Below are 24446 nucleotides of genomic sequence, written 5' to 3' on the forward strand. Positions count from 1 at the left end.
GCGAGTCGGGTTGGAAAGCCTGCCATTCTAGGCGGGGATCTTGAAAAAGATACCCCGTTTGCAGGCAAACGGGGTCTGATTGGTCAGGCTTTCCCTCAAGGCGTGATGGGAATCGTTTTTCCCGAAGACTCAGGGAATGTCGAGTTCCTTGAGCTTGCGGGTCAGGGTATTGCGACCCCAGCCGAGCAGGCGGGCGGCCTCCTGCTTGTGGCCATGGGTGTGCTCCAGTGCCGTCTCCAGCATGATCCGCTCGAACTGGGGCATGGCATCGGCCAGGATGTCGGTCTCCCCCAGCGCCAGCTTGGCGGCCACCCAGTCTTGCAGTTGTTGCTGCCAGCCACCGGTCAGCGCGGGCTGGCCGGGTTCCGCCGTACTGGTGATGGGGGTCAGCAGCTCGGTGGGCAGATCGCCGACCAGCACCTCCTGGCCCGAGGCCATCACGGTCAACCAGCGGCAGACGTTCTCCAGCTGGCGCACGTTGCCGGGCCAGGGCAGGCGGCTGATGTAGGTCTGGGTATCCGGGTGCAGGCTCTTGGCCTCCACGTTCAGCTCCTTGGCGGCCCTCAGCAGGAAGTGCTGGGCCAGCTGGGGTATGTCCTCCCGTCTCTCCTTGAGGGCGGGGATATGGATACGGATGACGTTGAGGCGGTGGAACAGGTCTTCGCGAAACTCGCCGTCGGCGACCCGTTTCTCCAGATTCTGGTGGGTGGCGGCGATGATCCGCACGTCCACCTGCACCGGTTGATGGCCGCCGACCCGGTAGAACTGGCCATCGGCCAGCACCCGCAGCAGCCGGGTCTGGACGTCGAGGGGCATGTCGCCTATTTCGTCGAGAAACAGGGTGCCGCCGTCGGCCTGCTCGAAACGGCCGTGGCGGATGTTGTTGGCGCCGGTGAAGGCCCCTTTCTCATGGCCGAATAGTTCGGATTCGATGAGATCCTTCGGGATGGCGGCCATGTTGAGGGCGATGAAATTCTTGTGGGCGCGCGGGCTGTGCTTGTGCAGGGCATGGGCGACCAGCTCCTTGCCGGTGCCGCTCTGGCCGTTGATCAGCACCGAGATGCTGGAGCGGGACAGTCGACCTATGGCGCGAAACACCTCCTGCATGGCGGGGGCCTCACCGATGATCTCCGGGGTGGTGGTGGCCTCCTGCTGGCGAGCCTTGCGCTTGGTGCGCTGCTCTTTCAGATGATTCTCGGCGCGGCGCACCAGGGTGACCGCCTCGTCGATGTCGAACGGTTTGGGCAGGTATTCGAAGGCGCCGCGCTGGTAGGCGTTGACCGCGCTGTCGAGATCCGAGTGCGCCGTCATGATGATGATGGGCAGATCCGCCTGGCGGCGGTGGATCTGCTCCAGCAGGCTGAGGCCGTCTATGCCCGGCATGCGGATGTCGGAGAGGATCACGTCCGGCGAGCGCATCTCCAGCGAACTCAGCAGGGCTTCGCCATCGGCAAAGCTCTCGCATTCGAAGCCTTCGCTACCAAGGGTGCGCTCCAGGACCCACCGGATGGAGCTGTCGTCATCGACGATCCACACTTTTGCTGTCATGAGGTTCCCTTACTTGCGAAGTGGTAGGTAGATGGTGAATTCGGTGTGGCCGGGCCAGCTGATGCAGTCGATGCGTCCCTTGTGCTGATCGATCAGGTTCTGGGCGATGGAGAGGCCGAGGCCTGTGCCCCCCTCCTTGCCGGTGATCATGGGGTAGAAGAGGGTGTCGCGAATGGCATCGGGAATGCCGGGGCCGTTGTCGATGATCTTGATCTCGGCGGCCAGGCGGTAGCGCTGGCCGTGGATGGTGATCTGGAAGGCGGTGCGGGTCTTGATGCGGATGAGCCCGGTCTGGTCACCGAGGGCCTCGGCGGCATTGCGGACTATGTTGAGAAACGCCTGCTGCAGCTGGTCCGGCTCCATCTCGAACTCGGGAATGCTGGGGTCGTAGTCCCGCTCGATGCGGATCTGGGGCGGCAGCTCCAGGTCTACCAGGCGGCGTACCTGCTCCAGCACCGAATGCACATTGTGCATCTGATGGCGTCCCGGCCGCTGAGGGCCGAGCAGACGGTCGACCAGTACCCGCAGGCGATCGGCCTGCTCTATGATGATGCCGGTGTATTCACGCAGGGCCGGGTCCGGCAGCTCCTTTTGCAACAGCTGGGCCGCGCCGCGCAGACCCCCGAGGGGGTTCTTGATCTCGTGGGCCAGCCCGCGCACCAGCTCCTTGGCGGCTTGCTGCTGGGCATGCTGTTGCAGCTCCTGGCTGATCTTCTTCTGTTGATCGATTTTGCGCAGCTCCACCACCATCAGCCGCTGCTCGTGGTCGGCCATGGGGCTCACGCTGATCTCCACCAGCCTGGGCTCTCCCTCCACCACCAGGGTGACTTCGCTGTCGGTGAAGCCCTGCCCCGAAATGAGGCACTGCTTGAATCGTTGCAGGTCGAGGGAGATGTGCTCCAGCAGATGGGGCAGTTCGATCCCGATCAGTCGCCGTTCGCTGAGGGAAAGCAGCTGTTCGGCCGCCGGGTTGACGAATTGAATGCAGAGCCGCTCATCCATCAGGATGACGGCGGTCAGCAGGTTGTCCAAGAGTGTCTTGGCGTGATCCGAGCGGGTTGGCACAGGTTTCTCCCTAAAACGGTGCTTTACACCTGTTATGCACCGATATGGTGCATTGAGTTTACCCGCATCGGTGCGTCACATCACCCCTAATTGGCCTTGGGGGTGGCTTTGGGAGCCGGATTCACAGTCGTTCTATGCAGGTAAAAGGTGGCTGCTTTGGATTTAGCAAGGATCGTACCGTCTTTGGTGAGCAGCTCGAGCCGCGCCTCGTAGGCGCCGCGAGGGAGGTTCTCAACCCGGATGGCCAGGCTGTTGTGAACGAGGGGAATGGCCTTGTCGTTCAGCAGAAGGCGCACGTCATATTGCACCGGCGCCTGGGGATGGACCTGTGCCTGGAAGACGATGTTGCCCGTGTTGTCGCGCAATGTGCTGCCTGGCTCGGGGGAGAGCAGTTCTATCTCCAGGGGGGCCGCTTCCTGGGCCTTCCTGGCATCGACCCCGGTCAGGCTGTTGAAGTCATCTACCTGGACCGAATGGGGCGAGGTGCCGATGAGGGGGGAGACCCGCAGGTCTAACTCCCTGGCGTTCTTGCCGGGGGGAGGGGCGTCGGTGTAATGGGTCACCCCTTGAGGGTCGACCCAGGAATAGACTCTGGCCGCCTGGGCGGTGCAGGAGAGCATCAGCAAGAGGCCCAGCGTCCATGTCGGGTGTACTGTTTTCATCCATCTCTCCTTGACGGGGTTCACCTTAATCCTATCAGAGAAAAAAAGGTCGGGTTTATTGTCGGATCGGCGGTGAAAAATGGGTTCGCTGAGCCCTAGCCCCATGCTGCGTGAGGCCATGAGTCATGATATTTCAGCCCCTTAGATAAAAAACCCGCCAGATGGCGGGTTTGTCATGATGAAGCAATGGGCACCGGATTAGACGGAGTAGTACAGCTCGAACTCCAGCGGGTGCGGGGTCATGCGGACACGATCCACGTCATGCTGCTTCAGCTCCAGGTAGGAGTTGATGAAGTCGTCGCTGAAGACGCCGCCACGGGTCAGGAACTCGCGGTCTGCATCCAGTGCGGACAGGGCCTCGTCCAGGGAACCGGCAACGGTCGGCACTTCTGCGGCTTCTTCCGGCGGCAGGTCATACAAGTTCTTGTCCATGGCATCGCCCGGATGGATCTTGTTGATGATACCGTCCAGACCGGCCATCAGCTGGGCAGCGAAGGCCAGGTAGGGGTTGGCAGCCGGATCCGGGAAGCGCACTTCAATGCGGCGTGCTTTCGGGCTCGGCACCACCGGGATACGGATGGAGGCAGAGCGGTTGCGGGCGGAGTAGGCCAGCATGACGGGGGCTTCATAGCCCGGCACCAGACGCTTGTAGGAGTTGGTGGTCGGGTTGGCGAAGGCGTTGATGGCCTTGGCGTGCTTGATGATGCCGCCGATGTAGTGCAGCGCCATCTCGGACAGACCGCCGTACAGGTCGCCGGCGAACAGGTTGACGCCGTTCTTGGCCAGGGACTGGTGGCAGTGCATGCCGGAGCCGTTGTCACCGAACATGGGTTTCGGCATGAAGGTGACTGTCTTGTTGTAGGCGTGGGCCACGTTGTGGATCACGTACTTCAGCACCTGCACTTCGTCAGCTTTCAGGGTGAGAGTATTGAAGCGGGTTGCGATCTCGTTCTGACCGGCAGTGGCCACTTCGTGGTGGTGAGCTTCAACGACCTGGCCCATCTCTTCCAGCACCAGACACATGGCGGCACGGATGTCCTGGGAGGAGTCAACCGGCGCAACCGGGAAGTAACCACCCTTGACGAAGGGACGGTGACCCTTGTTGCCGTGCTCGTACTCGGTACCCGAGTTCCAGGCAGCTTCTTCGGATTCGATCTTCACGAAGCTGTGGCCCATGGTGTTGGAGAAGGTGATGTTGTCGAACATGAAGAATTCCGGCTCCGGCCCGAACAGCACGGTGTCAGCGATGCCGCTGGCTTTCAGGAAATCTTCGGCACGCTTGGCGATGGAGCGCGGATCGCGGTCATAACCTTGCATGGTGGCGGGTTCAAGCACGTCACAGACGATGTTCAGCGTGGTCTCTTCGGTGAACGGGTCCAGTTTGGCGGAGGCCGGATCCGGCATCAGCACCATGTCAGACTCGTTGATGCCCTTCCAGCCGCCGATGGAGGAGCCATCGAACATCTTGCCGTCTTCGAAGAAGTCTTCGTCGACCTGGTGGGAAGGAATGGATACGTGCTGCTCTTTACCCTTGGTGTCGGTAAAACGCAGATCAACAAACTTGACTTCGTGTTCCTGGATCAGGGCCAAAACGTTCTGGGCTGACATGCTAAGTAACCTCCGGTGTTAAAACTCTTTGGGTGAATGCGTCATCACATTCACATAAGCCAGTATCGTGCCAAGTTTGTGACAGCTTGATTTCAGTGCATTTGCACCCTTTCAGGCTGTCGGGACTCCCGCTTTCATGCTTGGCTGCGCCTCAAAGTGGTGCAACCTTGGATCGTTTTGGTGCACCAGGATGGTGCGCCTACGTGTCAAGGCCATCTAAGCAGGCTTTTGGCGCGGGGTCCATGATCCAGATCCCCTGTCGTACACGAATGGTCTGCAATTCTGCTAGGCAGATCACAAAGGCGAGAGTACAATTAGCGCCCAATTTTACCCGGTGATTTGAGGCGAGAATGTTAGAGAATTTACGCAATATTGCGATTATTGCGCACGTAGACCACGGCAAAACTACCCTGGTTGATAAGCTGCTGCAGCAGTCTGGAACCCTGGACCGTACCACTGATGGTCAAGAGCGTCTGATGGATTCCAACGATCTGGAAAAGGAACGTGGTATTACCATTCTCGCCAAGAACACTGCGATCCGCTGGAATGACTACCGTATCAACATCGTCGATACCCCGGGTCACGCCGACTTCGGTGGTGAAGTTGAGCGCGTCATGTCCATGGTTGACTCCGTGCTGCTGCTGGTCGACGCCGTTGACGGTCCTATGCCGCAAACCCGTTTCGTGACCCAGAAAGCCTTCGCCCAGGGTCTGAAGCCGATCGTGGTCATCAACAAGATCGACCGTCCGGGTGCTCGTCCTGACTGGGTAATGGATCAGGTATTCGACCTGTTCGACAACCTGGGTGCCACCGATGAGCAACTGGACTTCAAGGTTGTTTACGCCTCTGCACTGAACGGTTGGGCCACCCTGGACCAGAGCGTCGAGTCCGACAACATGGAACCCCTGTTCCAGGCCATCGTTGACAACGTCGAGCAGCCGAAGGGTGACCCCGCCGGTGGCTTCCAGATGCAGATCTCCCAGCTGGACTACAACTCCTACGTCGGTGTTATCGGTATCGGCCGCATCACCCGTGGTCGCGTCAAGACCAACCAGCAGGTCACCATCGTTGGTGCCAACGGCAAGAACCGTACCGGCAAGGTCGGTCAGGTGCTGGGTTACCTGGGTCTGTCCCGTACCGAAGTGGCCGACGCGCAAGCGGGCGACATCATCGCCATCACCGGTCTGGGCGAGCTGAAGATCTCCGACACCATCTGTGACAACAATGCTGTCGAAGCCCTGCCACCGCTCTCCGTCGACGAGCCGACCGTGAACATGACCTTCCAGGTCAACACCTCACCGTTCGCCGGCAAAGAAGGCAAGTTCGTGACCTCCCGCAACATTCTGGAGCGTCTGAACCAGGAGCTGGTCCACAACGTGGCCCTGCGTGTGGAAGAGACCGAAGATCCGGACAAGTTCCGCGTCTCCGGCCGTGGTGAACTGCACCTGTCCATCCTGATCGAAAACATGCGTCGCGAAGGCTACGAGCTGGCGGTATCCCGTCCGGAAGTTATCCTGCGCACCGTTGACGGCGTGCTGCACGAACCGTTCGAAACCGTGACCGTGGACGTGGAAGAGATCCACCAAGGTTCCGTCATGGAGCAACTCGGCCTGCGTAAGGGCGAGATGACCAACATGACCCCGGATGGCAAGGGCCGTGTCCGTCTCGACTTCATGATCCCGAGTCGTGGCCTGATCGGCTTCCAGACCGAGTTCCTGACCATGACTTCAGGTACCGGTCTGCTGTACCACACCTTCGACCATTACGGTCCGCACAAGGGTGGCAGCATCGGTGAGCGTCAGAACGGCGTGCTGATCTCCAACGCTACCGGCAAGGCCCTGACCTTCGCCCTGTTCGGTCTGCAAGACCGTGGTCGTCTGTTCATCGGTCACGCGACCGAAGTGTACGAAGGCCAGGTGATCGGGATCCACTCCCGCTCCAACGACCTGACCGTCAACTGCCTGAAGGGCAAACAGCTGACCAACATGCGTGCCTCCGGTACCGACGAAGCCCAGGTGCTGACTCCGCCGATCCGCATGACCCTGGAGCAGGCTCTCGAGTTCATCGACAACGATGAGCTGGTGGAGATCACTCCGAAGGCCATCCGTATCCGCAAGAAACTGCTGACCGAGATGGATCGCAAGCGCGCCGGTCGTGCTTGATCGATAGCTGTTCATCGACAGACCAAAGAGAGGCCTTATGGCCTCTTTTTTTATGGTCGCGCGGCGGCCTCTTGCTCCGGGTTGGTCGATGGTGATGGCCGCGAATCGGCTCATGGGTGGTCAGATGGGCACCCTATCTGACACAATATCTGCATGATGACGCTTACGAGAATCAAGATGCAGCAGCAAATCCGGGGCCGCCTGGCCCACGCACTCTCCTTCTTGCGCCACGATGGCGCCCATTTTGCCCAGTTTGTCTGGGGCCGTTTCCAGCAGGACAGGCTGACGGTCACCGCCGGTTACCTGGCCTATGTGACCCTGCTCTCCCTGGTGCCCATGGTCGCCGTGGTGTTCGGCATGATGTCGGCCTTCCCGGTGTTCCAGACCCTGAAACAGCAGGTGGAGCAGTTCGTCTATCACAACTTCGTGCCCACCGCCGGCGAGATGCTCAAGGAGTACATAGACGGCTTCGTGGCCAATGCCACCAACACCACTGCGGTCGGCATAGGCGCCCTGATAGTGGTGGCCCTGATGTTGATCTCGGCCATCGACAAGAACCTCAACTACATCTGGCGTTCGACCCAGAATCGACCGCTGGCCCAGGCTTTCGCCATGTACTGGATGATACTGACCCTGGGCCCCGTGCTCATCGGGGCCAGCCTCGCCATCTCCTCCTACATACTGTCGCTGAAGCTGTTTGCCGCTGACAGCCTGTTTGGCGCAGGATATCTGGTGCTGCGCAGCCTGCCGTTCCTGTTCTCTGTGTTCGGCTTCCTGCTTATTTATACCGTGGTGCCCAACTGCAAGGTGCGGCTGACCCACGCCTTGATCGGCGCCCTGGTGGCGGCCACCCTGTTCGAGCTGGCCAAGCGCGGCTTCTCCATCTACATCACCAACTTCCCCTCCTATCAGGCCATCTACGGCGCCCTGGCGACCATCCCCATTCTGTTCGTCTGGGTGTATCTAAGTTGGTTGGTAGTCTTGCTCGGTGCGGAGACCACCGCCTGCCTCGGAGAGTATGAGAAGCCCGGCAACGAGGAGCTGGCCTGAGTCAGCTGCTCATTGTTGGCACCGATATCCATTCTGTTCGTCTGGGCCTTTGTAAACACTCTGAGTTGGTTGGTGGTCTTGCTCGGCGCGGAGACCACCGCCTGCCTGGGGGAATACGAGAAACCGGGCAACGAGGAGCTGGCCTGAGGCCAGCCTGCCATAGCCCCGATCCCGGCGGGAAAGGCGTTGGCCCGGGCAGGGCATTTATTGGTAGCATCAACGACCGCCCCGTCATGACGACGGCGGCGGTCGTTCTGTTTTGAGAGGAGAGGGATGTGATTGCATTGATCCAACGGGTATCCGAGGCCAGCGTGACCGTCGAGGGAGAGGTGACCGGGGCCATAGGCCAGGGGTTGCTGGTGCTGCTCGGGGTAGAGCAGGGGGACGATGAGGCCAAGGCCGACAAGCTGCTGCACAAGGTGAGCGGCTATCGCATCTTCTCCGATGCAGAGGGCAAGATGAACCTCAATGTGGGCCAGGTCGGAGGCAGCCTGCTGGTGGTCTCCCAGTTCACCCTGGCGGCGGATACCGGCAAGGGGATGCGACCCAGCTTCTCCGGCGGTGCCCACCCGAGCGATGCCGAGCGGCTCTGTGACTACTTCGTTGCCCGGGCCAAGGAGGGCGGCATGCCGACCGAGACAGGACGTTTTGCCGCCGACATGAAGGTCAGGCTGCTCAACGACGGCCCCGTGACCTTCTGGCTGCAGGTGTAGGTATCATTGCTGGCGCCAGGCCGAGGATGCCTGGCTTTTCACCCTGCCGAGGGCTCTCGCGGCGACCCGCCAGCAAGAGTGAGGGCCCGCAACAGGCCCTAGGCGAGATTGGTGGCGTGCAATATGACGTTGCGATAACCCGGCACCCCGTGGGCGCTGGTGGGGCCTATCCACTCCTCGGCCAGCCGTTTCGCCTGCGCCAGTTCGAGGTGGGTCCGTGGCAGCAGGTTGACGATGAGGGTGCCGTGCAGGCATCTGGCCAACGCCTGATAGATGGGCGCCTGGAACAGCAGCAGGGGATTGCCGTCCTGGCTGAACAAGTCCAGCAGCACCAGATCGTAGGCGTCCTGGCTCTGGAGCAGGAAGTGCAGGGCGTCCGCATGATGCAGCCTAGGGGGGCGCTGCGAGGCATCCTGGAAGAACTGCTGGAACAGGGTGAGGATCTCGGCGTCCAGATCCACGCAGTCGTGGCGGGCTTCGGGCCAGCGCGCCCCCAGATGACGGGTGAGATCCCCCCCTCCCAACCCCAGCTCCAGGATCCGGCTCGCCTCTGCGGGTAGCCGCTCGGCGATGCTCTGTTGATGGGGCAGGCAGAGGTGTTCCGGCTGGCTCAGGCTCATGGCGGATTGCACCACGCCGTCCATTTCCAGCCAGCGGTGGCGGGCATTTTCCAGGATGGAGAGGCGGCGTTCGGGTTTGGCGCTGAGGTGCAATAAGTGATCGGCTTGGTACGCTTGCAGATTGAAGTCCATGAATTTGCACGGCAAGATGGCTTTCGACCAGTGTAACTCAAGGATGTCGCTATGTACCGGGTGGTCACTCCTCAAACGGCAGCCGAGCGGGGCTCTTACTACCAGCTGCGCTGGGAGGCATTGGTGCGCAAGCTCTTCAATCTGCCCGTCGGCGCAAACTCAAGGATCTCTTTATGTACCGGGTAGTTACCCCCCAAACCCCAGCCGAGCTGGATGCCTACTACCAGTTACGCTGGGAACTCCTACGCAAGCCCTTCAATCTGCCCGTGGGCTCCGAGCGTGACGAATACGATACCGTCGCCATTCATCGGCTGATGCTGGCCGAAGACGGTACCCCCATCGCCGTCGGTCGCCTCTTCATCGGGGGTGACGAGGCCCAGATCCGCTTTATGGCGCTGCGCCCGGAGTTTCGCGGTCAGGGGCTAGGGGCCCGCATGGTGGAGGATCTCGAACAGCTTGCCCGGGACGAGAAGGTGAAACGGCTGGTGATGAACGCGCGCCAGGAGGCGGTAGAGTTCTATCGCAGGTGCGGTTTTCTCGAGGTGGGTGAGGGGCCCGTCTCCTTCGGTCGTATTCCCCATCGACAGATGATCAAATCCATCAGTCCGCTGCAGACCATCCAGTATCGCCCCGAGTGGTGTCAGGATCTCACCACCCGCTGGTCGAGGGGGATCCCCATCAGCGAGAAGATGGGGGTGCACATCACCCACTACGATGGCCAGACCTTCCACCTCAAGGCCAACCTGGCGGCCAACCTCAACGTCCACGACACCATGTTCGCCGGCAGCATCTACAGTCAGTGCGTGCTGGCGGGCTGGGGCCTCATCTGGCTGCAGCTCAAGGAGGCCGGTCTGGGTGGGGATACAGTGCTGGCTGAGGGCAACATCAAATATTACAGACCCGTGAGCGAGGAGCCGGAGGCCAGGGTCGCCCGGGAGGGGATGCCCGCCGTGCTGGCGCCGCTCAAGAACGGGGAGTCCGCCAAGTTCAGCCTGCGGGTGCAGCTGTTCAGCGGCCGCAAGCTGGCGGTGGAGTTTGTCGGCCAGTACGTGGTGCTGCCCATCAAGCGGGCGGGACACTGACCCCGCCGTCCGACATCCGTTAGCAACAAGGCCTCATGATGAGGCCTTGTTCGTCATTGCGCCGCGGTGGCGGGGGGCATCTGGGGTCGCCGGAGCGGGCCACTGCGCCCCTGGGCCGGGTAGCGTACGCCTGTCTCCCAGTCGCAAGTGGCTTCCCCGGTCGGGAAGCGCCATTCAAGGGCCGGGCTCTCAAGGGGGCCACGCCAGCGCGCCAGCAGCTCGGCGCAGCGCCGTTTGTTCAGCACGCCGAGATCAAGCTGCCACTGGTCGCTGGCGAGATCGACCCCGCCCTGCAACGCCAGCAGGTGGGTGATGGTGGAGGCCCCGCCCTGCTCGATCTGCAGCTTGCCCTGCTCGGCCCTGGCCTTCAGCTTGATGTGGTAGAAGGGGGTATCCCCCTGCTGCATCGCCTGCCACAGGGTCTCGGGGGTCAGGGTGGGCGGGGCCGCCTCCTTGAACCAGTTGTCCAGCAGAGGGTCTATCCCGACCTTGTCCCAGAAGGGATCCCTGGCCTCCAGGCTCAGGCTGCCCTGCAGGGTGCGGCGCCAGTTGCCGGTGGCCTGCTCCGGCTGCGGGGCCAGATCCGCCTGCAGATCCGTCTCCAGATCCACCTTGCCCGCCAGCGAAACGGGGGCATGGAGCAGTTCGCCCCACTTCTCCAGATCCAGCTGCTTGCCCTGCAGTTGCAGGCGGCTCTCCTGCCCGGGCACCTTGCCCCATTGGCCGCTCAGGCTGAGGGAGCCCTCATCCGGCAGTTCGCTGCTGAGCCTGTTGAGCTGCCAGGCGCCGGGGGTCAGCTCCGCGTCCAGGGCGCCGTTGCGGGCACTCAAGCCGTCCCACACCAGCTCGAACCACTTGCTCTCGATGCTGGCCCGGCCCAGCAGCGGGTCCGGCTGGTTGCCCTTCAGGCTGAGATCGCTCAGATAGAGCTGCCAGCCGGTCAGGGAGAGGGGCAGGGTGTCGTCGAAGGAGAGCACCTTGAGCTTGTCGAAGGCCAGCTTGCGCACCTCGATCTGCTGCGGGCGCCAGCCCTGCCACTCCTGCCACCACCCTTCCGGCAGGCTGATGTCCATGCCGCTCAGGGCCAGGTCCTTGAGGGTCAGCTTTTGCTGTTGGGTGTCGAGGGCAAGCTCGACATTGAACTCCCCGTCGTATGCCTTGCCCTGCAGTTCGGCATCGATCTGCCCGGGGAAGAAGGCGAGCTTGCCCTCGATGGCTTCCAGCTGGAACAGGCCGCGGCCGAGATCTGACAGGGTGCCGGAGAGATAGCCGCTTGGCTGGTTGCCCGCCTGCCAGTCGAAGGCGGTGAGCTGACCGCTGAAGTTGTTGAGGGAGAGCTCCTGCTCTATGGCGTTGACGCTGACCCGATCGAGCTGGCCCCGATCCAGGGTGATGCGGCGCAGGGGGAACTCACCCTGAGGGATATCCCCCAGTTCGACCCGCATGCCACGGGCCTTCAAGGCGTGCAGTTGTAGGCTGCGATCCGGCCAGTTCAGCACCATGCCGGTTTCCAGCAGACCGTCGAACAGGTTGGTGGTCAGCTTGTCCGTGCTCAGCACCTGCCCCTCCAGTCGCCCCTTGAGGCTGAGGCGGGCCAGGGTGAGCTGCGGCGTCTCCAGCTGGTTGATGCCGAGGCTGAGGTTGGCCTGGGGCTGGCGTTTAGGATCGATCAGCTCCCAGTCGCTCAGGGTGGCGCTCAGGCCGCGCAGGGTCAGCTCCGGGCTCAGCAGGCTCAGGTTGTCTATGGTGCTGTCGCTGATGGTGAGGGAGTGCACCGGCAGGGTCGGCAGCTGGTTCGGTAGCGGCAACTTGATGACGGGGCGGATGAGATCCAGGTGGGCGATGCGTACGTCCCGGTTCAGCCAGTCGATGTTGTCTATCTCCAGATAGATCTTCTCCAGCTGCACCGCATCCCCGTATTGCACCTGCTCCGCCAGCAGGGTGTAGGGGTGAAGCGGGTTGAACACCAGTCGCCCTATGGTGACTGGCACGCCGGTCTGCTGGCTGATCCAGCTGGCGATGGGGCCCTTGGCACGCTCGGCGTCGAACAGGCCGAGGCCGACCCAGACGAACAGCAGCAGGAAGGCAAACAGATAGAGCAGGGCGCGTAGCCAGGAATTCATCGGTGTTTTCCTCCTGTGATCTGTTGGGGGTCAGGCGTTGGAATAGTGATCCCGCAGGCCCAGCCAGCGGCGGATCAAGGGTTCGACGTGGCTGGGATGCTTGTCCATCAGGAATCTGACCATCTTCTGCATCTGCCTCGGTCAGGCATTGGAGTAGTGATCCCGTAAACCGAGCCAACGCCGTATCAAGGGTTCGACATGGCTCGGATGCAGGTCCATCAAGAATCTGACCATCTTCTGCATGTCCCCGGGTCAGGCATTGGAATAGTGATCCCGCAGGCCGAGCCAGCGGCGGATCAGGGGTTCGACATGGCTCGGATGCTTGTCCATCAAGAAGCGCGCCATCTTCTGCACCTGGGGAATGAGCGACTGGTCGCGCACCAGATCGGCGATCTTGAGATCTGCCAACCCGGTCTGGCGGGTGCCGAGCAGTTCCCCCGGGCCACGCAGCTCGAGATCCCGCTGGGCGATCAGGAAGCCGTCGTTGGTCTCCCGCAGCACCCCGAGCCGACTCTGAGCCGTCTTGGAGAGGGGGGCATGGTAGAGCAGCACGCAATGGGAGGCCACCGAGCCCCGGCCGACCCGGCCGCGCAGCTGGTGCAACTGGGCCAGCCCCAGCCGTTCCGGGTTCTCGATGATCATCAGGCTGGCATTGGGCACGTCTACCCCCACCTCGATGACTGTGGTGGCGACCAGCAGCTGCAAGATGCCCGCTTTGAACTCCTCCATCACCCGCTGCTTCTCGACCGGGCGCATCCGCCCATGGACCAGGCCTATGTGCAGGCCGGGCAGCCTGGCTTGCAGCTCGGCGGCCGTGTCTTCGGCGGCCTGGCACTCCAGCACCTCGGACTCCTCGATCAGGGTGCAGACCCAGTAGGCCTGCTTGCCCTCGGTGCAGGCGAGTTTCACCCGCTCGATCACATCCTGACGGCGACTGTCCGGCAGGGCGACAGTAGTGATGGGAGTGCGGCCGGGCGGCAGCTCGTCGATGACGGAGGTGTCGAGATCGGCATAGGCTGTCATCGCCAGGGTCCGGGGAATGGGGGTGGCGGTCATGATCAGCTGATGGGGATGCACCCCCTCCCGCTCCCCTTTTTCGCGCAGGGCGAGGCGCTGGTGTACCCCGAACCTGTGTTGTTCGTCGATGATCACCAGGGCCAGGCGCTGGAACACCACCTGCTCCTGGAAGATGGCGTGGGTGCCCACCACCATCTTGACGCTGCCGTCTTTGATCGCCGCCAGCGCCTCCTCCCGCGCCTTGCCCTTCTGCTTGCCCGCCAGCCAGCCCACCTTGATGCCGAGGGGGGCCAGCCAGTTGCTGAAGTTGACTGCGTGCTGTTCGGCCAGCAGTTCGGTCGGCGCCATCAGCCCCACCTGGCAGCCGTTGCCTATGGCTTGCAGCGCCGCCAAGGCCGCGACCAGCGTCTTGCCTGAGCCCACATCCCCCTGCACCAGCCGCATCATGGGATGGCTGCGTTGCAGATCCTGGCTGATCTCCGCCACCACCCGATTCTGGGCCCCGGTCGGCTTGAACGGCAGGGCGCCGAGCAGCTGTGTGACCAGGGTGGGGGCCGGTTTGAGGGTACGGGCCAGCTGGGTCTGGGCCTGGGCGCGGACCTTGAGGACGGAGAGGTTGTGGGCCAGCAGCTCTTCCAGCACCAGTCGCTGCTGGGCCGGGTGCTGGCCGCTCTCCAGCAGGGCCAGCGCCACCGAGGGGGGCGGACGGTGCAGCAGACGCAGGGCGGCGGCGAGGTCTATCTGCTGGGGGTAGAGGCCGGCGGGCAGCAGCTCCTCCACCCCGTAGAGATCGAGCTGGGCCAGCGCCTGACCCGTGAGGCTGCGCAGGCTGAGCTGGCGCAAGCCTTCGGTGGTCGGGTAGACGGGGGTGAGCGCCTCTTCGGTCTGGCCGGCCTGCTCCTCGCCGAGCAGCTTGTACTCGGGGTGGGCCATCTCCAGCCCGTATTTGCCGGGACGGGCCTCGCCGAAGCAGCGGATCAACCGGCCCTGGGCCAGGCTGTTCTTCTGGGCGGCGGTGAAATTGAAGAAACGCAGGGTCAGGCTGCCGGTGCCGTCGCTGATGCGGCACACCAGCATGCGGCGGCGCCCCATGACCAGCTGGGTATCCTGGATTTCGCCCTCGACGGCGCCGTGCAGCCCGGGCGGCAGATCGCCTATGGGCCACACCTGGGTGCGGTCCTCGTAGCGCAGGGGGAGGTGGAACAGCAGATCCTGTACCGTGGCCAGCCCCAGCCGCTCGAGCTTCTCCAGCATCTTGCTGCCGACGCCCTTGAGGCTATCGAGAGGAATTTTATCCAATTTCATCAATTAGATGCCCGAAAACACTGTAAATATGTCCAGATGATAGGGGTTGTTGCTGTCTCGATGCAAGCCGCGTTGCAGCGGCAGGGGCCCCCAAGCTGGGTGAGAGGGCACATAGGACAAAGGCCTGCCGAAAACGGCAGGCCTTTGGAGGGGCAGACAGGGGAGGCGGATAAGGCCTAGATGATCCGCTTGAGCAGGATGTGGGCCCTGACCCTGTGGATCCTGGCAAGCAGCTTGCGCACCTGCTCGGGGTAATCCTTGATCTGCTCTATCTGATCGAAGTGGCTGATGCGACGGGTATGGGCCAGTATGTTCTCGCGCTCCTCCTGGAAGCGCACGCGCAGGTGGTGGTGGCGGTCATGGACCAGCAGGCCGTTCTCCAGATCCAGCGCCCAGGCGCGGGGATTGAGGTTGTTGCCGGTGAGCAGGGCCCACTCCTCGTCCACGAAGATCCCCTTGAGGTGATAGGAGTGCTTGTCGCAGCACCAGAGCATCAGGTTGAGACGGCCGCTGTCGATATGGTGCTGGTTGCGCTCGGCAAACTTGCGCAGGTTGGTCTCGTAGAGATAGGGCAGGCCGCCTATGGTGGAGAATTTCTCCTCCGGCGGGATGAAGAAGTCGTTGGCTGTCTTGTCGCCCACCACTATGGTCACCTTGCAGCCGCGCTTTAGCAGGGCTTCCACGTCCTTGTTCAACTCCTTGGGGGGGTTGAAGTAAGGGGTGCAGATGAAGATCTCCCGCTCGGTGGCCCGCACCAGGTTGCGGATCATCCGGTTGAGCTGGTTGCCGCGCTTGCCCAGGCCCACCATGGGGGTGATGGCGATCTCCTGGCTGTTGGCCGGTATGCTCTCGAATCTGTACTGGCTGGTGCGCAGGTTGTGCTTGAAGCGGCGGATCTGCCCCTTGAGCTGCTTGGCACCCGGAATGCCGGTGCGATCCAGCCGCTGCACGGCCTCGCTCTTGAGGAAGACGTCATCCACGTAGTTGACCATGCTGCGGGTCAGGGCCTGGCTGTGGATCTGGTGATAGCGATCGAAGCGGTAGCGCTCCTGCTGGTGCAGGTAGATGTCGTTGAGGCTGGCACCCGAGTAGAGCAGGATGTCGTCGAAGATGAAGCCCTTGAGGTGCAGGACGCCGAGCAGCTCGCGGCCCTTGACCGGCACGCCGTAGATCTCGATCTGGTGTTCATGGCGGGCGGCCATGGCCTGATACATCAGGTGGTTGCCCCCCTGTTTGCCCTTGCCGATCAGGCCGCGCTGGGCGCGGTGGAAGTCGACGAAGACCTTGATGTCGAGGGCGGGGTTGCGCTGCTTGGCGGCGTAGAGGGCGGAGAGGATTTCCCGTCCCGCCTCGTCATCCTGCAGGTAGAGGGCGATCAGATAGATACGCTGGGTCGCGTTGGCGATGAGCGAGAGGATACGGCTCTTGAAATCTTTGGCGCTGTTGAGTACCTGGAACTGATCTGCGGCAACCGCGATCTGGGGTAAACGTGCCAGCAACTGTCGATAATGTGCCGATGAATGCATAGAGAAGCCTGAAATCACGGGATGAAGCGTTCCACTCGGGGCGATGAATAGGCAATTCTAGCAACCTGCGGCGATGGGCCCAAGCAAGAATCCGTAAAAATGTCGATGGAACGCCATATCGGGGCCGCCGGACGGGGCCCCGATATGGGGGAGTTAGAAGACGATGCTTGCCATGGCAACGATGAGGAAGGCGATGGTACCGAGCAGTGTCTCCATCACTGTCCAGGTCTTGAGGGTGGTCTTCTCGTCCATGTTGAGGAAGCGGCTGACCAGCCAGAAACCGGAATCGTTGAAGTGGGAGAGCACGGTCGCCCCACCGGCGATGGCGATGACGATGAAGGTCAGATCCAGATCGCTCAGCCCGGCCGTGGCCGCGACCGTCGGCGCCATCAGGGCGGCCGTGGTGGTCAGGGCTACCGTGGCCGAGCCCTGGGCCACCCGCAGTGCGGTAGAGACCAGGAAGGCAGCCAGGATCACCGGCATGCCGGTGTCGGAGAGCACGTCAGCCAGGGCTGTGCCGATGCCGCTGGCCCGCAGCACGCCGCCGAACATGCCACCGGCACCCGTCACCAGGATGACGGCGCAGACGGGAGCCAGGGCGTCGTTGCAGAACTTCTCGAGCTGCACCTTGCCCTGGGTCTGACGGAACAGCCAGAGGGCATAGAGCACTGTGATGAGCAGGGCCACCGGGGTCTTGCCGACCATGCGCAGCACGTTCACCCAGTCGGCACCCTTGTCGATTACCCCCATGACGCTCAGGGTGTTGAGGCCGGTATCCATGAAGATGAGCACCAGCGGCAGCAGCAGGATGGAGAGCACCTGGCCAAAGCTCGGCGCCTGGTCGGAGAGTCGCTCTGCGGTCTCGGTGAAGCTCGGGGGCAGGGGCAGCTCAAACTTCTTGCCGGACCAGAGCCCGAACAGATAGGCACCCAGATACCAGGTCGGCAGCGCGACCAGCAGACCCACTATGGTGAGCAGCCCTATGTTGGCACCCAGCAGTTCGCTGGCGGCCACCGGGCCCGGGTGGGGTGGCAGGAAGGCGTGCATCACCGCGAAGGCACCGGCGGAGGGCAGGGCATATTTGAGGACTGAGCCGCCGAACTGCTTGGCCACGCTGAAGATGATGGGCAGCATGACGATGAGGCCGGCATCGAAGAAGATAGGGAAGCCGAACAGCAGGGAGGCGATCCCTAGCGCGAAGGGAGCGCGGTGGGAGCCGAAGCGGTTGATCAGGGTGTCGGCAAGCACCTTGGCGCCCCCCGTCATCTCCAGGATCCTGCCTATCATGGCACCGAGGCCGACCAGCAGCGCGACCGAGGCCAGGGTGCCGCCGAAACCGGTCAGCATGGTGGGGATCACCTGGTCATAGGTGACCCCGGTGGCCAGGGCCGTCAGCATGCTGACCAGGGTCAATGCCACGAAGGCATGTACCTTGAATCGCATGATCAGCACCAGCAGCATGACGATAGCGCCAGCGGCTACCGAGAGCAGGTAGGCGACATCGGGTGTGTTCATCGCTCCGTCCATAAAATGTCCTCAAATGGTTCTAGTAGTTGTTCTGCACATTTCTGTGCTCCACTTCACATTGCGCAACGTTACCGGTAACATGTTACCGGTAACGTGCTAACTTAGAACCCATCAGGTAAACGTTTTTTGAAAAGTGAGAGAGAGGTCAAATAATGGCGGGCAAGAGCATTATCGTGATGGGTGTGTGTGGCAGTGGCAAGTCCAGCATAGGCCTCAAGGTGGCCAGCGCCCTGGGCGCCAAGTTCATCGACGGTGATGATCTGCACCCCCGCGCCAACATCCAGAAGATGGCGGGCGGCAACCCTCTCAACGACGAAGACAGGGCACCCTGGCTGGAGCGGATCCGCGATGCGGCCTACAGCCTGGAGCAGAAGAACGAGCTGGGCGTCATCGTCTGCTCGGCCCTCAAGAAGCAGTACCGCGATCAGATCCGCGAGGGCAACGAGTCGGTGCACTTCCTGTTTCTGGACGGCAGCCAGTCCCTCATTCTCGACCGGATGCGGGCACGCAAGGGCCACTTCATGCGGGAAGGCATGGTAAAGAGTCAGTTTGAGACCCTGGAGCGGCCGGATGGCGAGGCCGGTGTGTTTCGCGTCGACATAGATGGCACCTTCGAGCAGGTGGTTGACCGCGCCGTCACCGCCCTGGCGCAGGTGCAATGAGCCATTTCGCGATCCTGGCCTTTGTCGATCGCGTCCGTATTTCCGTGTTGGAGACAATCCTATGACCCATCCCGTGATCACCGAAGTGACCCGCCGCATCCGCGAGCGCAGTGTCGCTCGCCGTCAGGCCTTCCTGGCCCGCATCCAGCGCCAGACCGAGCAGGGCAAGACCCGCGCCTCCCTCTCCTGTGGCAACCTGGCCCACGCCGTGGCCGCCTCCAGCTGTGACGACAAGGGGCGCATCCTCGACATGACCCGCGCCAACGTGGCCATAGTCACCGCCTACAACGACATGCTGAGCGCCCATCAGCCCTATCAGGGCTATCCGGACATCATCAAGGGTGCGCTGGCCGAGCTGGGCCACAGCGCCCAGGTCGCCGGCGGCGTGCCCGCCATGTGCGACGGCGTGACCCAGGGCCAGCCGGGGATGGACATGTCCCTCTTCTCCCGGGATCTCATCGCACAGGCCACCGCGGTTTCCCTCTCCCACAACACCTTCGACGCCACCCTGCTGCTCGGCATCTGTGACAAGATAGCCCCGGGCCAGATCATGGGGGCCCTCTCCCATGCGCACCTGCCCACCGCCTTCGTGCCCGCCGGCCCCATGGCGAGCGGCATAGGCAACGACGAGAAGGTGAAGGTGCGCCAGCAGTACGCCGCCGGTGAAGTGGGCCGCGATGCCCTGCTGAAGATGGAGTGCGGCGCCTACCATTCGGCCGGCACCTGCACCTTCTATGGCACCGCCAATACCAACCAGCTGGTGTTCGAGGCCATGGGCCTGATGTTGCCGGGCTCCGCCTTCGTGCACCCCCACAGCGAACTGCGCCACGCCCTCACGTGCGAGGCGGCCCGCCGCATCAGCGCCATGATCCCGGGCTCCCCGGCCTACCGCCCCTTGAGCCAGGTGCTGGACGAGCGCGCCCTGGTCAACGGCCTGGTGGCCCTGCTTGCCTCCGGCGGCAGCACCAACCACAGCATCCACATGGTGGCGCTGGCCCGCGCCGCCGGCCTGGAGCTGACCTGGGACGACTTGAGCGATCTCTCCGACGTGGTGCCGCTCTTGGTGCGCATGTACCCGAACGGCCCGGCGGACGTGAACGCCTTCGAGCAGGCGGGCGCCGTGCCCGGCCTGATGCGCCGTCTGGCCGAGGCGGACCTGATCCACCTGGATGCCACCCCTGTGTTTGGCGAGATGCAGGATTACCTCAGCCGCCCCGCGCTGGTGGATGGCAAGCTGGTGTGGCAGCCGGTGGGGGAGAGCACGGATCCGAGCGTGCTGTCCGTCGCTGGCAGCGTGTTCCAGGCCACAGGCGGCACCAAACTGCTCAGTGGCAACCTGGGCCGCGCCGTGGTCAAGGTCTCGGCGGTCGCCCCCGAATACAGGGTGATTGAAGCGCCGGCCCGGGTCTTCTCCTCCCAGCACGCTGTGGAGGCGGCCTACAAGGCGGGGGATCTCAATCAGGACGCCGTCATAGTAGTGCGCCACAATGGCCCTGCCGCCAACGGCATGCCGGAGCTGCACAAGCTGATGCCGGTGCTCGGCAACCTGCAGAAGGCCGGTCACAAGGTGGCCCTGGTCACCGATGGTCGCCTCTCCGGCGCCTCCGGCAAGATCCCGGCCGCCATCCACGTCACCCCGGAGGCGCTGCACGGCGGGGCCATAGGCCTGCTTGCCGATGGCGATCTGCTGCGGGTGGACGCCGACAGCGGCCGCCTCGACTGCCTGACCGATTTGAGCGGCCGCACCCAGGCCGACATCGACCTCACCCTGGAACAAGAGGGGTGGGGCCGTGAACTGTTCAGCGTGATGCGTCGCGCGGTATCGAGCGCCGAGTGCGGCGCCACCATCTTTGACTGAGGAAGAGTTATGCAGAACTGGAAAGTGACCCCTGCCGAGGTGTTTGCCGCCTCTCCGCTGGTACCCGTGATGGTCATCAACGACCTGGAGCAGGCCCTGCCGATGGCCAAGGCGCTGCTGGATGGCGGCATCTCTGTGTTCGAGATCACCCTGCGCACCCCGGTGGCCCTCGACGCCATCGCCCTCATCGCCAAGGCGATGCCGGATGCCATGGTCGGTGCCGGTACAGTGCTCAACTGCGCACAGTTTGACGCCGCCGTGGCCGCCGGTGCCCGCTTCGTCATCTCCCCGGGGATGACTCCGGCCCTGCTGGCCCACGCGGCCAAGAGCACTGCACCGCTGATCCCGGGGGTGGCGACACCGTCCGAGGTGATGCAGGCGCTGGAAGCGGGCTACGACCACCTGAAGTTCTTCCCGGCCGAAGCGAATGGCGGCACCAAGGCGCTCTCTGCCATAGCCGCGCCCCTGCCCCAGGTGAAATTCTGCCCCACCGGTGGCATAGGCCCGAAAAACGTGGCCGACTACCTGGCGCTCAAATGCGTGGCCACGGTCGGCGGCTCCTGGATGCTGCCGGCCGATGCGGTCAAGAGCGGCAACTGGGAGGAGGTGACCCGCCTCTCCCGCGAAGCGGTTGAAATGGTTAAACGCTAAGCGCCCATCGTTTAGATAAATTGAACAGGCCACCCTCGGGTGGCCTGTCGTTTTTGCGGCCCCGGGAGGCCGGAAAGCCATTTACATTGCGCCGCCGGCTGTCTTAAGGTCGGGGTCGGTTCCTCAGGTTGCCGCCCCTTATGAGTTTTCTTCACCACTCCTACCCGCTGGGGCACCTCACCGCCCTGCACTGCCACTCCCAGGCCCAATACTGCTACCTGCACCAGGGCGGCGGCGTCATCACAGGTCACGATGGGGGCGGCTTGCTGGTGGCCGGCCAGCTCTGCCTCATCCCCGCCGGCTGGGCACACGAGTTTCGCGTGTTGCGCCACTCCCGGCTCTCGCTGCTCTACAGCCCGCAACCGGCATGCACCACTTTCAGTCAGTTGCAGGTGAACCCCATGCTGGCGGGCCTCTTTGCCCGCCTGCCTGAGCTGGGGGAGGGAGAGACGCGGGACGCCTATCTGAGGGTGCTGCGCCACGAGCTGGGACTCGCCGCTCCGCTGGCGGGGCAGCTCCCCCTGGCCGTGGATCTGGATCCGCGCCTGCTACGGGTGCTGGAGAGGGTATGCCAGGCCCCCTCCGTCAAGGTGACGCTGGAGGCGCTGGCCCGTGACTGCGGCGCCTCGGTGCGCACCCTCAATCGCCTCTTTGCCCGTCAGCTGGGGTGCAGTTTTCGTCAGTGGCGGGAGCGGGTGTTGATGGGGCGGGCCCGTCAGTTGCAACACCAGGGGATGGCGCCTGCCGAGATTGCCGGGATCCTCGGCTATGAGGATCCCGAGGCCTTCTCGGCGGCCCTGGCGCGGGTGCAGGGCCGTGGCTCAGCGCCGTGAGCCTATATCTGCGTCCTCCTTGCCCCCCGCCAGCAGGCAGGTGACCTCCTCGGTGTGACAGAGCCGGCCATCGCGAAAGGTGAAGAGGCCGCTCACCTTGCAGGCCAGGGTACCGCCATCCCGACGGGTGGCTCGAACCAGATGGGTAGAATGTACCCGTTGCCCCAGCTCCAGGGTGGCGACAAACTCGATGGCGGCCTCCGCCAGATGGCCTCTCAAGGCGGCGATATGCTGGCGAAAGGCGGCGTAGTCGAGGGTCTCGCCGTTCACCTGCTGGCAATAGTCGGGGCTGAACCAGGTGTCGAGCTCGGCCAGGGTGAAGCCGGGATCGCAGATGACGCGCTGCAGGCAGGTCTTCAATCTTTCGGTGTGATTCATCTTCTGCTCCTGAATGTGGGACAAGCTGCGCCAGCATAAATCAGTGAGCAGGGAGGGATCCCGGGAGGACGCGCCATCATGGCGGTCACAGGCGCCAAAGTGGCGCCGGGTGGGTGTGAAGGGGCGGGATCAGCCCAGGCTCTCCCCCTCATAGAGGGAGAAGCCCATGTCCTTGCGGTGCTCGGCCTGGGGTTGCCCATTGAGCCTGGCCAGCAGCATGGCGGCCGCCTCGCGACCTATGGCCTCGCGGGGGGTGCTGATGCTCGCCAGCTTGGGGGTCATGGCGTGGCCTATGTCGAGGGCGTTGCAGCCGGCGATGGCAATCTGCTGGGGCACGGGTATCCACTTGGCCTGGCACTGCAGCAGGGCACCGACCGCCACGTCGTCGTTGGTGCAGAACAGGCCGTCGAGGTCGGGGTAGCGGGCCATGGCCTGCTCCAGCAGCTCGCCGCCCAGGGTGAAGCTGGAGGACTGTTCGGTCAGCAGGTGCTGGCCATCCAGGCCGAAGTCCGCCATCGCCTGGTAGTAGCCCTCCATCCGCAGCTGGGTGCGCACATCTAGGCGCGCCCCCAGGTAGACCACCTTGCGCCGTCCCCGGCGCAGCATCTCTGTTACCATGGCCCGGGCGGCGGCGCGGTGATCCATGCCGACCACCATGTCGATGGGGGAGAGCGGCAGATCCATGGTCTCCACCACGGGAATGCCGGCGGTGGCGATCATCTTGCGGGTGCGCTCTGTGTGCTGGGTGTCCGAGAGGATGAGGCCATCCACGTTGTAGGAGAGCAGGGAGGCAACCTGCTCCTCCTCCCGCTCCGGGCTGTAGCCATAGTGGGCGAGCAGGGTCTGGTAGCCGGCGGGCCGGGTCACCGCCTCTATGCCGTGGATCACCGCCGAGAAGACCTGGTTGGAGAGGGAGGGGATCAGTATGCCGATCGCCTTGCTGGTGGCGTTGGAGAGCATGTCCGGCGCCCGGTTCGGGATGTAGCCGAGCTCCTCCACCGCTGCGGCGATCCGCTCACGGGTGCCTTCGGCCACGGCGGATGGGTCACGCAGGTAGCGGCTGACCGTCATCTTGGTGACCCCGGTCAGGTCGGCGATGTCCTGCAGTGTGGGGCGGCGCTTGCGGGTGTCGTTCATCTCGGGATCCGGCAAAGAATGTTACATGTAACATTACCGTTTTTGCGCAACAAAGTCAGCATATGACGCCATCACAGGAGAGGCTGGGGATGATCAAGGGCAAGTGTTTCGAGGGGAAAAGGTTCGAGCAGCAGGAGGTGGAGGGGGAGCAGTTCTCGGAGTGCCGCTTTATCGACTGCAACTTCTCCTGGCTGGATCTGAGCGATAGCCGCTTCGTCGATTGCAGCTTCTACGATCGGGAGAGTGAGCGGGGCTGCCTGTTGCAAGGCTGCGACCTGCGGGAGGCGAGCTTTCTGCGCTGCGATCTCACCCTGGCGGATTGCAGCCGCAGCCAGTGTCTGGGGCTGGAGATGCGTGACTGTCAGGCGGTCGGCATCAACTTCGGCCACGCCAGCTTCGCCAACCAGATCACCGCCAAGAGCTACTTCTGCGAGGCCCATCTTACGGGGAACAATTTCAGCTACGCCAACTTCGACGGCTGCCTGCTGGAGAAGTGCGAACTCGGCGGCAACCGCTGGCAGGGGGCCAGCCTGCTGGGGGCCTCGCTGGCGGGATCCGATCTCAGCGGCTCCGAGTTTGGGCAGATCGACTGGACCAGCTTCAACCTGCAGGGCTGCGATCTGCGCCAGTGCGATCTGCCCGGGCTGGATCTGCGCCGGGTCAACCTGGACGGGGTGCAGATAAACGAGGAGCAGCAGCAGACCCTGCTGGAGCAGATAGGGATCCTTGTCTTCCCCTGAGACGGGGGAAAACGATGTAAGTTTTCATCAACCAGGACGGGCGGCCC

The 24446-nt window shown here is 63.2% G+C and carries 20 protein-coding genes and 1 pseudogene; 10 read left to right on the plus strand and 11 right to left on the minus strand.

From position 1 onward, the window contains the following. Positions 1-129: 129 nt before the first annotated feature. From glnG to glnA, 4 genes are all read right to left on the minus strand, one after another. A complete protein-coding gene (glnG, locus tag ACFWHB_RS00990) occupies positions 130-1548 on the minus strand; it encodes a nitrogen regulation protein NR(I) (RefSeq protein WP_106885257.1) in 1419 nt (472 codons plus the stop codon). 9 nt (positions 1549-1557) lie between these two features. Further along, the gene (gene glnL, locus ACFWHB_RS00995; RefSeq protein ID WP_041206667.1) at positions 1558-2613 is read right to left on the minus strand and encodes a nitrogen regulation protein NR(II); all 1056 of its coding nucleotides are present in this window, start codon (positions 2611-2613) and stop codon (positions 1558-1560) included. 86 nt (positions 2614-2699) lie between these two features. Continuing rightward, on the minus strand, positions 2700-3275 hold the full coding sequence (locus ACFWHB_RS01000) for a DUF4124 domain-containing protein (RefSeq protein ID WP_041206668.1): 576 nt from the start codon (positions 3273-3275) through the stop codon (positions 2700-2702). A 198-nt stretch (positions 3276-3473) separates the two neighbouring features. Beyond that, entirely contained in the window at positions 3474-4883 is a 1410-nt protein-coding gene (gene glnA / locus ACFWHB_RS01005) for a glutamate--ammonia ligase (RefSeq protein WP_025325354.1), read from the minus strand. A gap of 350 nt (positions 4884-5233) precedes the next feature. Here glnA and typA point away from each other — a divergent pair, with 350 nt between their 5' ends. From typA to dtd, 4 genes and pseudogenes are all read left to right on the plus strand, one after another. Then, entirely contained in the window at positions 5234-7045 is a 1812-nt protein-coding gene (gene typA / locus ACFWHB_RS01010; RefSeq protein ID WP_041206669.1) for a translational GTPase TypA, read from the plus strand. A 177-nt stretch (positions 7046-7222) separates the two neighbouring features. After that, the gene (locus tag ACFWHB_RS01015) at positions 7223-8095 is read left to right on the plus strand and encodes a virulence factor BrkB family protein (protein ID WP_395949299.1); all 873 of its coding nucleotides are present in this window, start codon (positions 7223-7225) and stop codon (positions 8093-8095) included. A gap of 60 nt (positions 8096-8155) precedes the next feature. Further along, positions 8156-8242: pseudogene (locus ACFWHB_RS01020) on the plus strand (ribonuclease BN); the annotation flags it as partial. A gap of 128 nt (positions 8243-8370) precedes the next feature. Next, positions 8371-8808: a D-aminoacyl-tRNA deacylase gene (gene dtd, locus ACFWHB_RS01025; RefSeq protein ID WP_395949300.1), complete on the plus strand. Its 438-nt coding sequence runs from the start codon at positions 8371-8373 to the stop codon at positions 8806-8808. Positions 8809-8906: 98 nt separating this feature from the next. Here the strand turns inward: dtd and ACFWHB_RS01030 are convergent, their stop codons facing one another. Then, entirely contained in the window at positions 8907-9560 is a 654-nt protein-coding gene (locus tag ACFWHB_RS01030; RefSeq protein WP_106887815.1) for a spermidine synthase, read from the minus strand. Between the two features lie 173 nt (positions 9561-9733). Between ACFWHB_RS01030 and ACFWHB_RS01035 the strand changes: the two genes are divergently transcribed. Continuing rightward, a complete protein-coding gene (locus ACFWHB_RS01035) occupies positions 9734-10642 on the plus strand; it encodes a bifunctional GNAT family N-acetyltransferase/hotdog fold thioesterase (protein ID WP_025325359.1) in 909 nt (302 codons plus the stop codon). Between the two features lie 53 nt (positions 10643-10695). Here ACFWHB_RS01035 and ACFWHB_RS01040 read toward each other — a convergent pair whose 3' ends face one another. From ACFWHB_RS01040 to ACFWHB_RS01055, 4 genes are all read right to left on the minus strand, one after another. Then, the gene (locus ACFWHB_RS01040) at positions 10696-12765 is read right to left on the minus strand and encodes an AsmA-like C-terminal region-containing protein (RefSeq protein ID WP_395949301.1); all 2070 of its coding nucleotides are present in this window, start codon (positions 12763-12765) and stop codon (positions 10696-10698) included. A gap of 252 nt (positions 12766-13017) precedes the next feature. Beyond that, positions 13018-15087 (minus strand): ATP-dependent DNA helicase RecG, encoded by a 2070-nt coding sequence (gene recG / locus ACFWHB_RS01045; RefSeq protein WP_395949302.1) that lies wholly within the window; start codon positions 15085-15087, stop codon positions 13018-13020. Positions 15088-15263: 176 nt separating this feature from the next. Next, positions 15264-16613 (minus strand): CDP-diacylglycerol--serine O-phosphatidyltransferase, encoded by a 1350-nt coding sequence (gene pssA, locus ACFWHB_RS01050; RefSeq protein ID WP_162520212.1) that lies wholly within the window; start codon positions 16611-16613, stop codon positions 15264-15266. Positions 16614-16766: 153 nt separating this feature from the next. Then, the gene (locus ACFWHB_RS01055) at positions 16767-18128 is read right to left on the minus strand and encodes a GntP family permease (RefSeq protein WP_201035283.1); all 1362 of its coding nucleotides are present in this window, start codon (positions 18126-18128) and stop codon (positions 16767-16769) included. 164 nt (positions 18129-18292) lie between these two features. Here ACFWHB_RS01055 and ACFWHB_RS01060 point away from each other — a divergent pair, with 164 nt between their 5' ends. From ACFWHB_RS01060 to ACFWHB_RS01075, 4 genes are all read left to right on the plus strand, one after another. Beyond that, entirely contained in the window at positions 18293-18802 is a 510-nt protein-coding gene (locus ACFWHB_RS01060; RefSeq protein WP_025325364.1) for a gluconokinase, read from the plus strand. A gap of 61 nt (positions 18803-18863) precedes the next feature. Next, a complete protein-coding gene (edd, locus tag ACFWHB_RS01065; protein ID WP_395949303.1) occupies positions 18864-20660 on the plus strand; it encodes a phosphogluconate dehydratase in 1797 nt (598 codons plus the stop codon). A gap of 9 nt (positions 20661-20669) precedes the next feature. Further along, positions 20670-21311: a bifunctional 4-hydroxy-2-oxoglutarate aldolase/2-dehydro-3-deoxy-phosphogluconate aldolase gene (locus tag ACFWHB_RS01070; protein ID WP_168236207.1), complete on the plus strand. Its 642-nt coding sequence runs from the start codon at positions 20670-20672 to the stop codon at positions 21309-21311. Between the two features lie 140 nt (positions 21312-21451). Beyond that, positions 21452-22144, plus strand: a complete 693-nt coding sequence (locus ACFWHB_RS01075; protein ID WP_395949304.1) for a helix-turn-helix domain-containing protein — start codon at positions 21452-21454, stop codon at positions 22142-22144. Here the strand turns inward: ACFWHB_RS01075 and ACFWHB_RS01080 are convergent. Continuing rightward, a complete protein-coding gene (locus ACFWHB_RS01080) occupies positions 22133-22522 on the minus strand; it encodes a nuclear transport factor 2 family protein (protein ID WP_395949305.1) in 390 nt (129 codons plus the stop codon). The two genes, ACFWHB_RS01075 and ACFWHB_RS01080, sit on opposite strands and share 12 nt — an antisense overlap. Positions 22523-22651: 129 nt before the next feature. Further along, entirely contained in the window at positions 22652-23659 is a 1008-nt protein-coding gene (locus tag ACFWHB_RS01085; protein ID WP_106885245.1) for a substrate-binding domain-containing protein, read from the minus strand. Between the two features lie 89 nt (positions 23660-23748). Between ACFWHB_RS01085 and ACFWHB_RS01090 the strand changes: the two genes are divergently transcribed. Then, positions 23749-24399 (plus strand): Qnr family pentapeptide repeat protein, encoded by a 651-nt coding sequence (locus ACFWHB_RS01090; protein WP_395949306.1) that lies wholly within the window; start codon positions 23749-23751, stop codon positions 24397-24399. Positions 24400-24446: the final 47 nt, after the last annotated feature.

The sequence above is a fragment of the Aeromonas mytilicola subsp. aquatica genome (assembly GCF_044336385.1).
Lineage (GTDB): Bacteria > Pseudomonadota > Gammaproteobacteria > Enterobacterales > Aeromonadaceae > Aeromonas > Aeromonas rivipollensis.

What these genes read in the sequence shown, in the direction of transcription:
- ACFWHB_RS01040 (WP_395949301.1), bottom strand. Translation starts at nt 12,765, where the DNA reads ATGAATTCCTGGCTACGCGCCCTGCTCTATCTGTTTGCCTTCCTGCTG.
- ACFWHB_RS01000 (WP_041206668.1), bottom strand. Translation starts at nt 3,275, where the DNA reads ATGAAAACAGTACACCCGACATGGACGCTGGGCCTCTTGCTGATGCTC.
- ACFWHB_RS01055 (WP_201035283.1), bottom strand. Translation starts at nt 18,128, where the DNA reads ATGAACACACCCGATGTCGCCTACCTGCTCTCGGTAGCCGCTGGCGCT.
- glnG (WP_106885257.1), bottom strand. Translation starts at nt 1,548, where the DNA reads ATGACAGCAAAAGTGTGGATCGTCGATGACGACAGCTCCATCCGGTGG.
- ACFWHB_RS01080 (WP_395949305.1), bottom strand. Translation starts at nt 22,522, where the DNA reads ATGAATCACACCGAAAGATTGAAGACCTGCCTGCAGCGCGTCATCTGC.
- ACFWHB_RS01035 (WP_025325359.1), top strand. Translation starts at nt 9,734, where the DNA reads ATGTACCGGGTAGTTACCCCCCAAACCCCAGCCGAGCTGGATGCCTAC.
- recG (WP_395949302.1), bottom strand. Translation starts at nt 15,087, where the DNA reads ATGAAATTGGATAAAATTCCTCTCGATAGCCTCAAGGGCGTCGGCAGC.
- ACFWHB_RS01090 (WP_395949306.1), top strand. Translation starts at nt 23,749, where the DNA reads ATGATCAAGGGCAAGTGTTTCGAGGGGAAAAGGTTCGAGCAGCAGGAG.
- ACFWHB_RS01030 (WP_106887815.1), bottom strand. Translation starts at nt 9,560, where the DNA reads ATGGACTTCAATCTGCAAGCGTACCAAGCCGATCACTTATTGCACCTC.
- typA (WP_041206669.1), top strand. Translation starts at nt 5,234, where the DNA reads ATGTTAGAGAATTTACGCAATATTGCGATTATTGCGCACGTAGACCAC.
- glnA (WP_025325354.1), bottom strand. Translation starts at nt 4,883, where the DNA reads ATGTCAGCCCAGAACGTTTTGGCCCTGATCCAGGAACACGAAGTCAAG.
- ACFWHB_RS01075 (WP_395949304.1), top strand. Translation starts at nt 21,452, where the DNA reads ATGAGTTTTCTTCACCACTCCTACCCGCTGGGGCACCTCACCGCCCTG.
- edd (WP_395949303.1), top strand. Translation starts at nt 18,864, where the DNA reads ATGACCCATCCCGTGATCACCGAAGTGACCCGCCGCATCCGCGAGCGC.
- pssA (WP_162520212.1), bottom strand. Translation starts at nt 16,613, where the DNA reads ATGCATTCATCGGCACATTATCGACAGTTGCTGGCACGTTTACCCCAG.
- ACFWHB_RS01070 (WP_168236207.1), top strand. Translation starts at nt 20,670, where the DNA reads ATGCAGAACTGGAAAGTGACCCCTGCCGAGGTGTTTGCCGCCTCTCCG.
- ACFWHB_RS01060 (WP_025325364.1), top strand. Translation starts at nt 18,293, where the DNA reads ATGGCGGGCAAGAGCATTATCGTGATGGGTGTGTGTGGCAGTGGCAAG.
- ACFWHB_RS01085 (WP_106885245.1), bottom strand. Translation starts at nt 23,659, where the DNA reads ATGAACGACACCCGCAAGCGCCGCCCCACACTGCAGGACATCGCCGAC.
- ACFWHB_RS01015 (WP_395949299.1), top strand. Translation starts at nt 7,223, where the DNA reads ATGCAGCAGCAAATCCGGGGCCGCCTGGCCCACGCACTCTCCTTCTTG.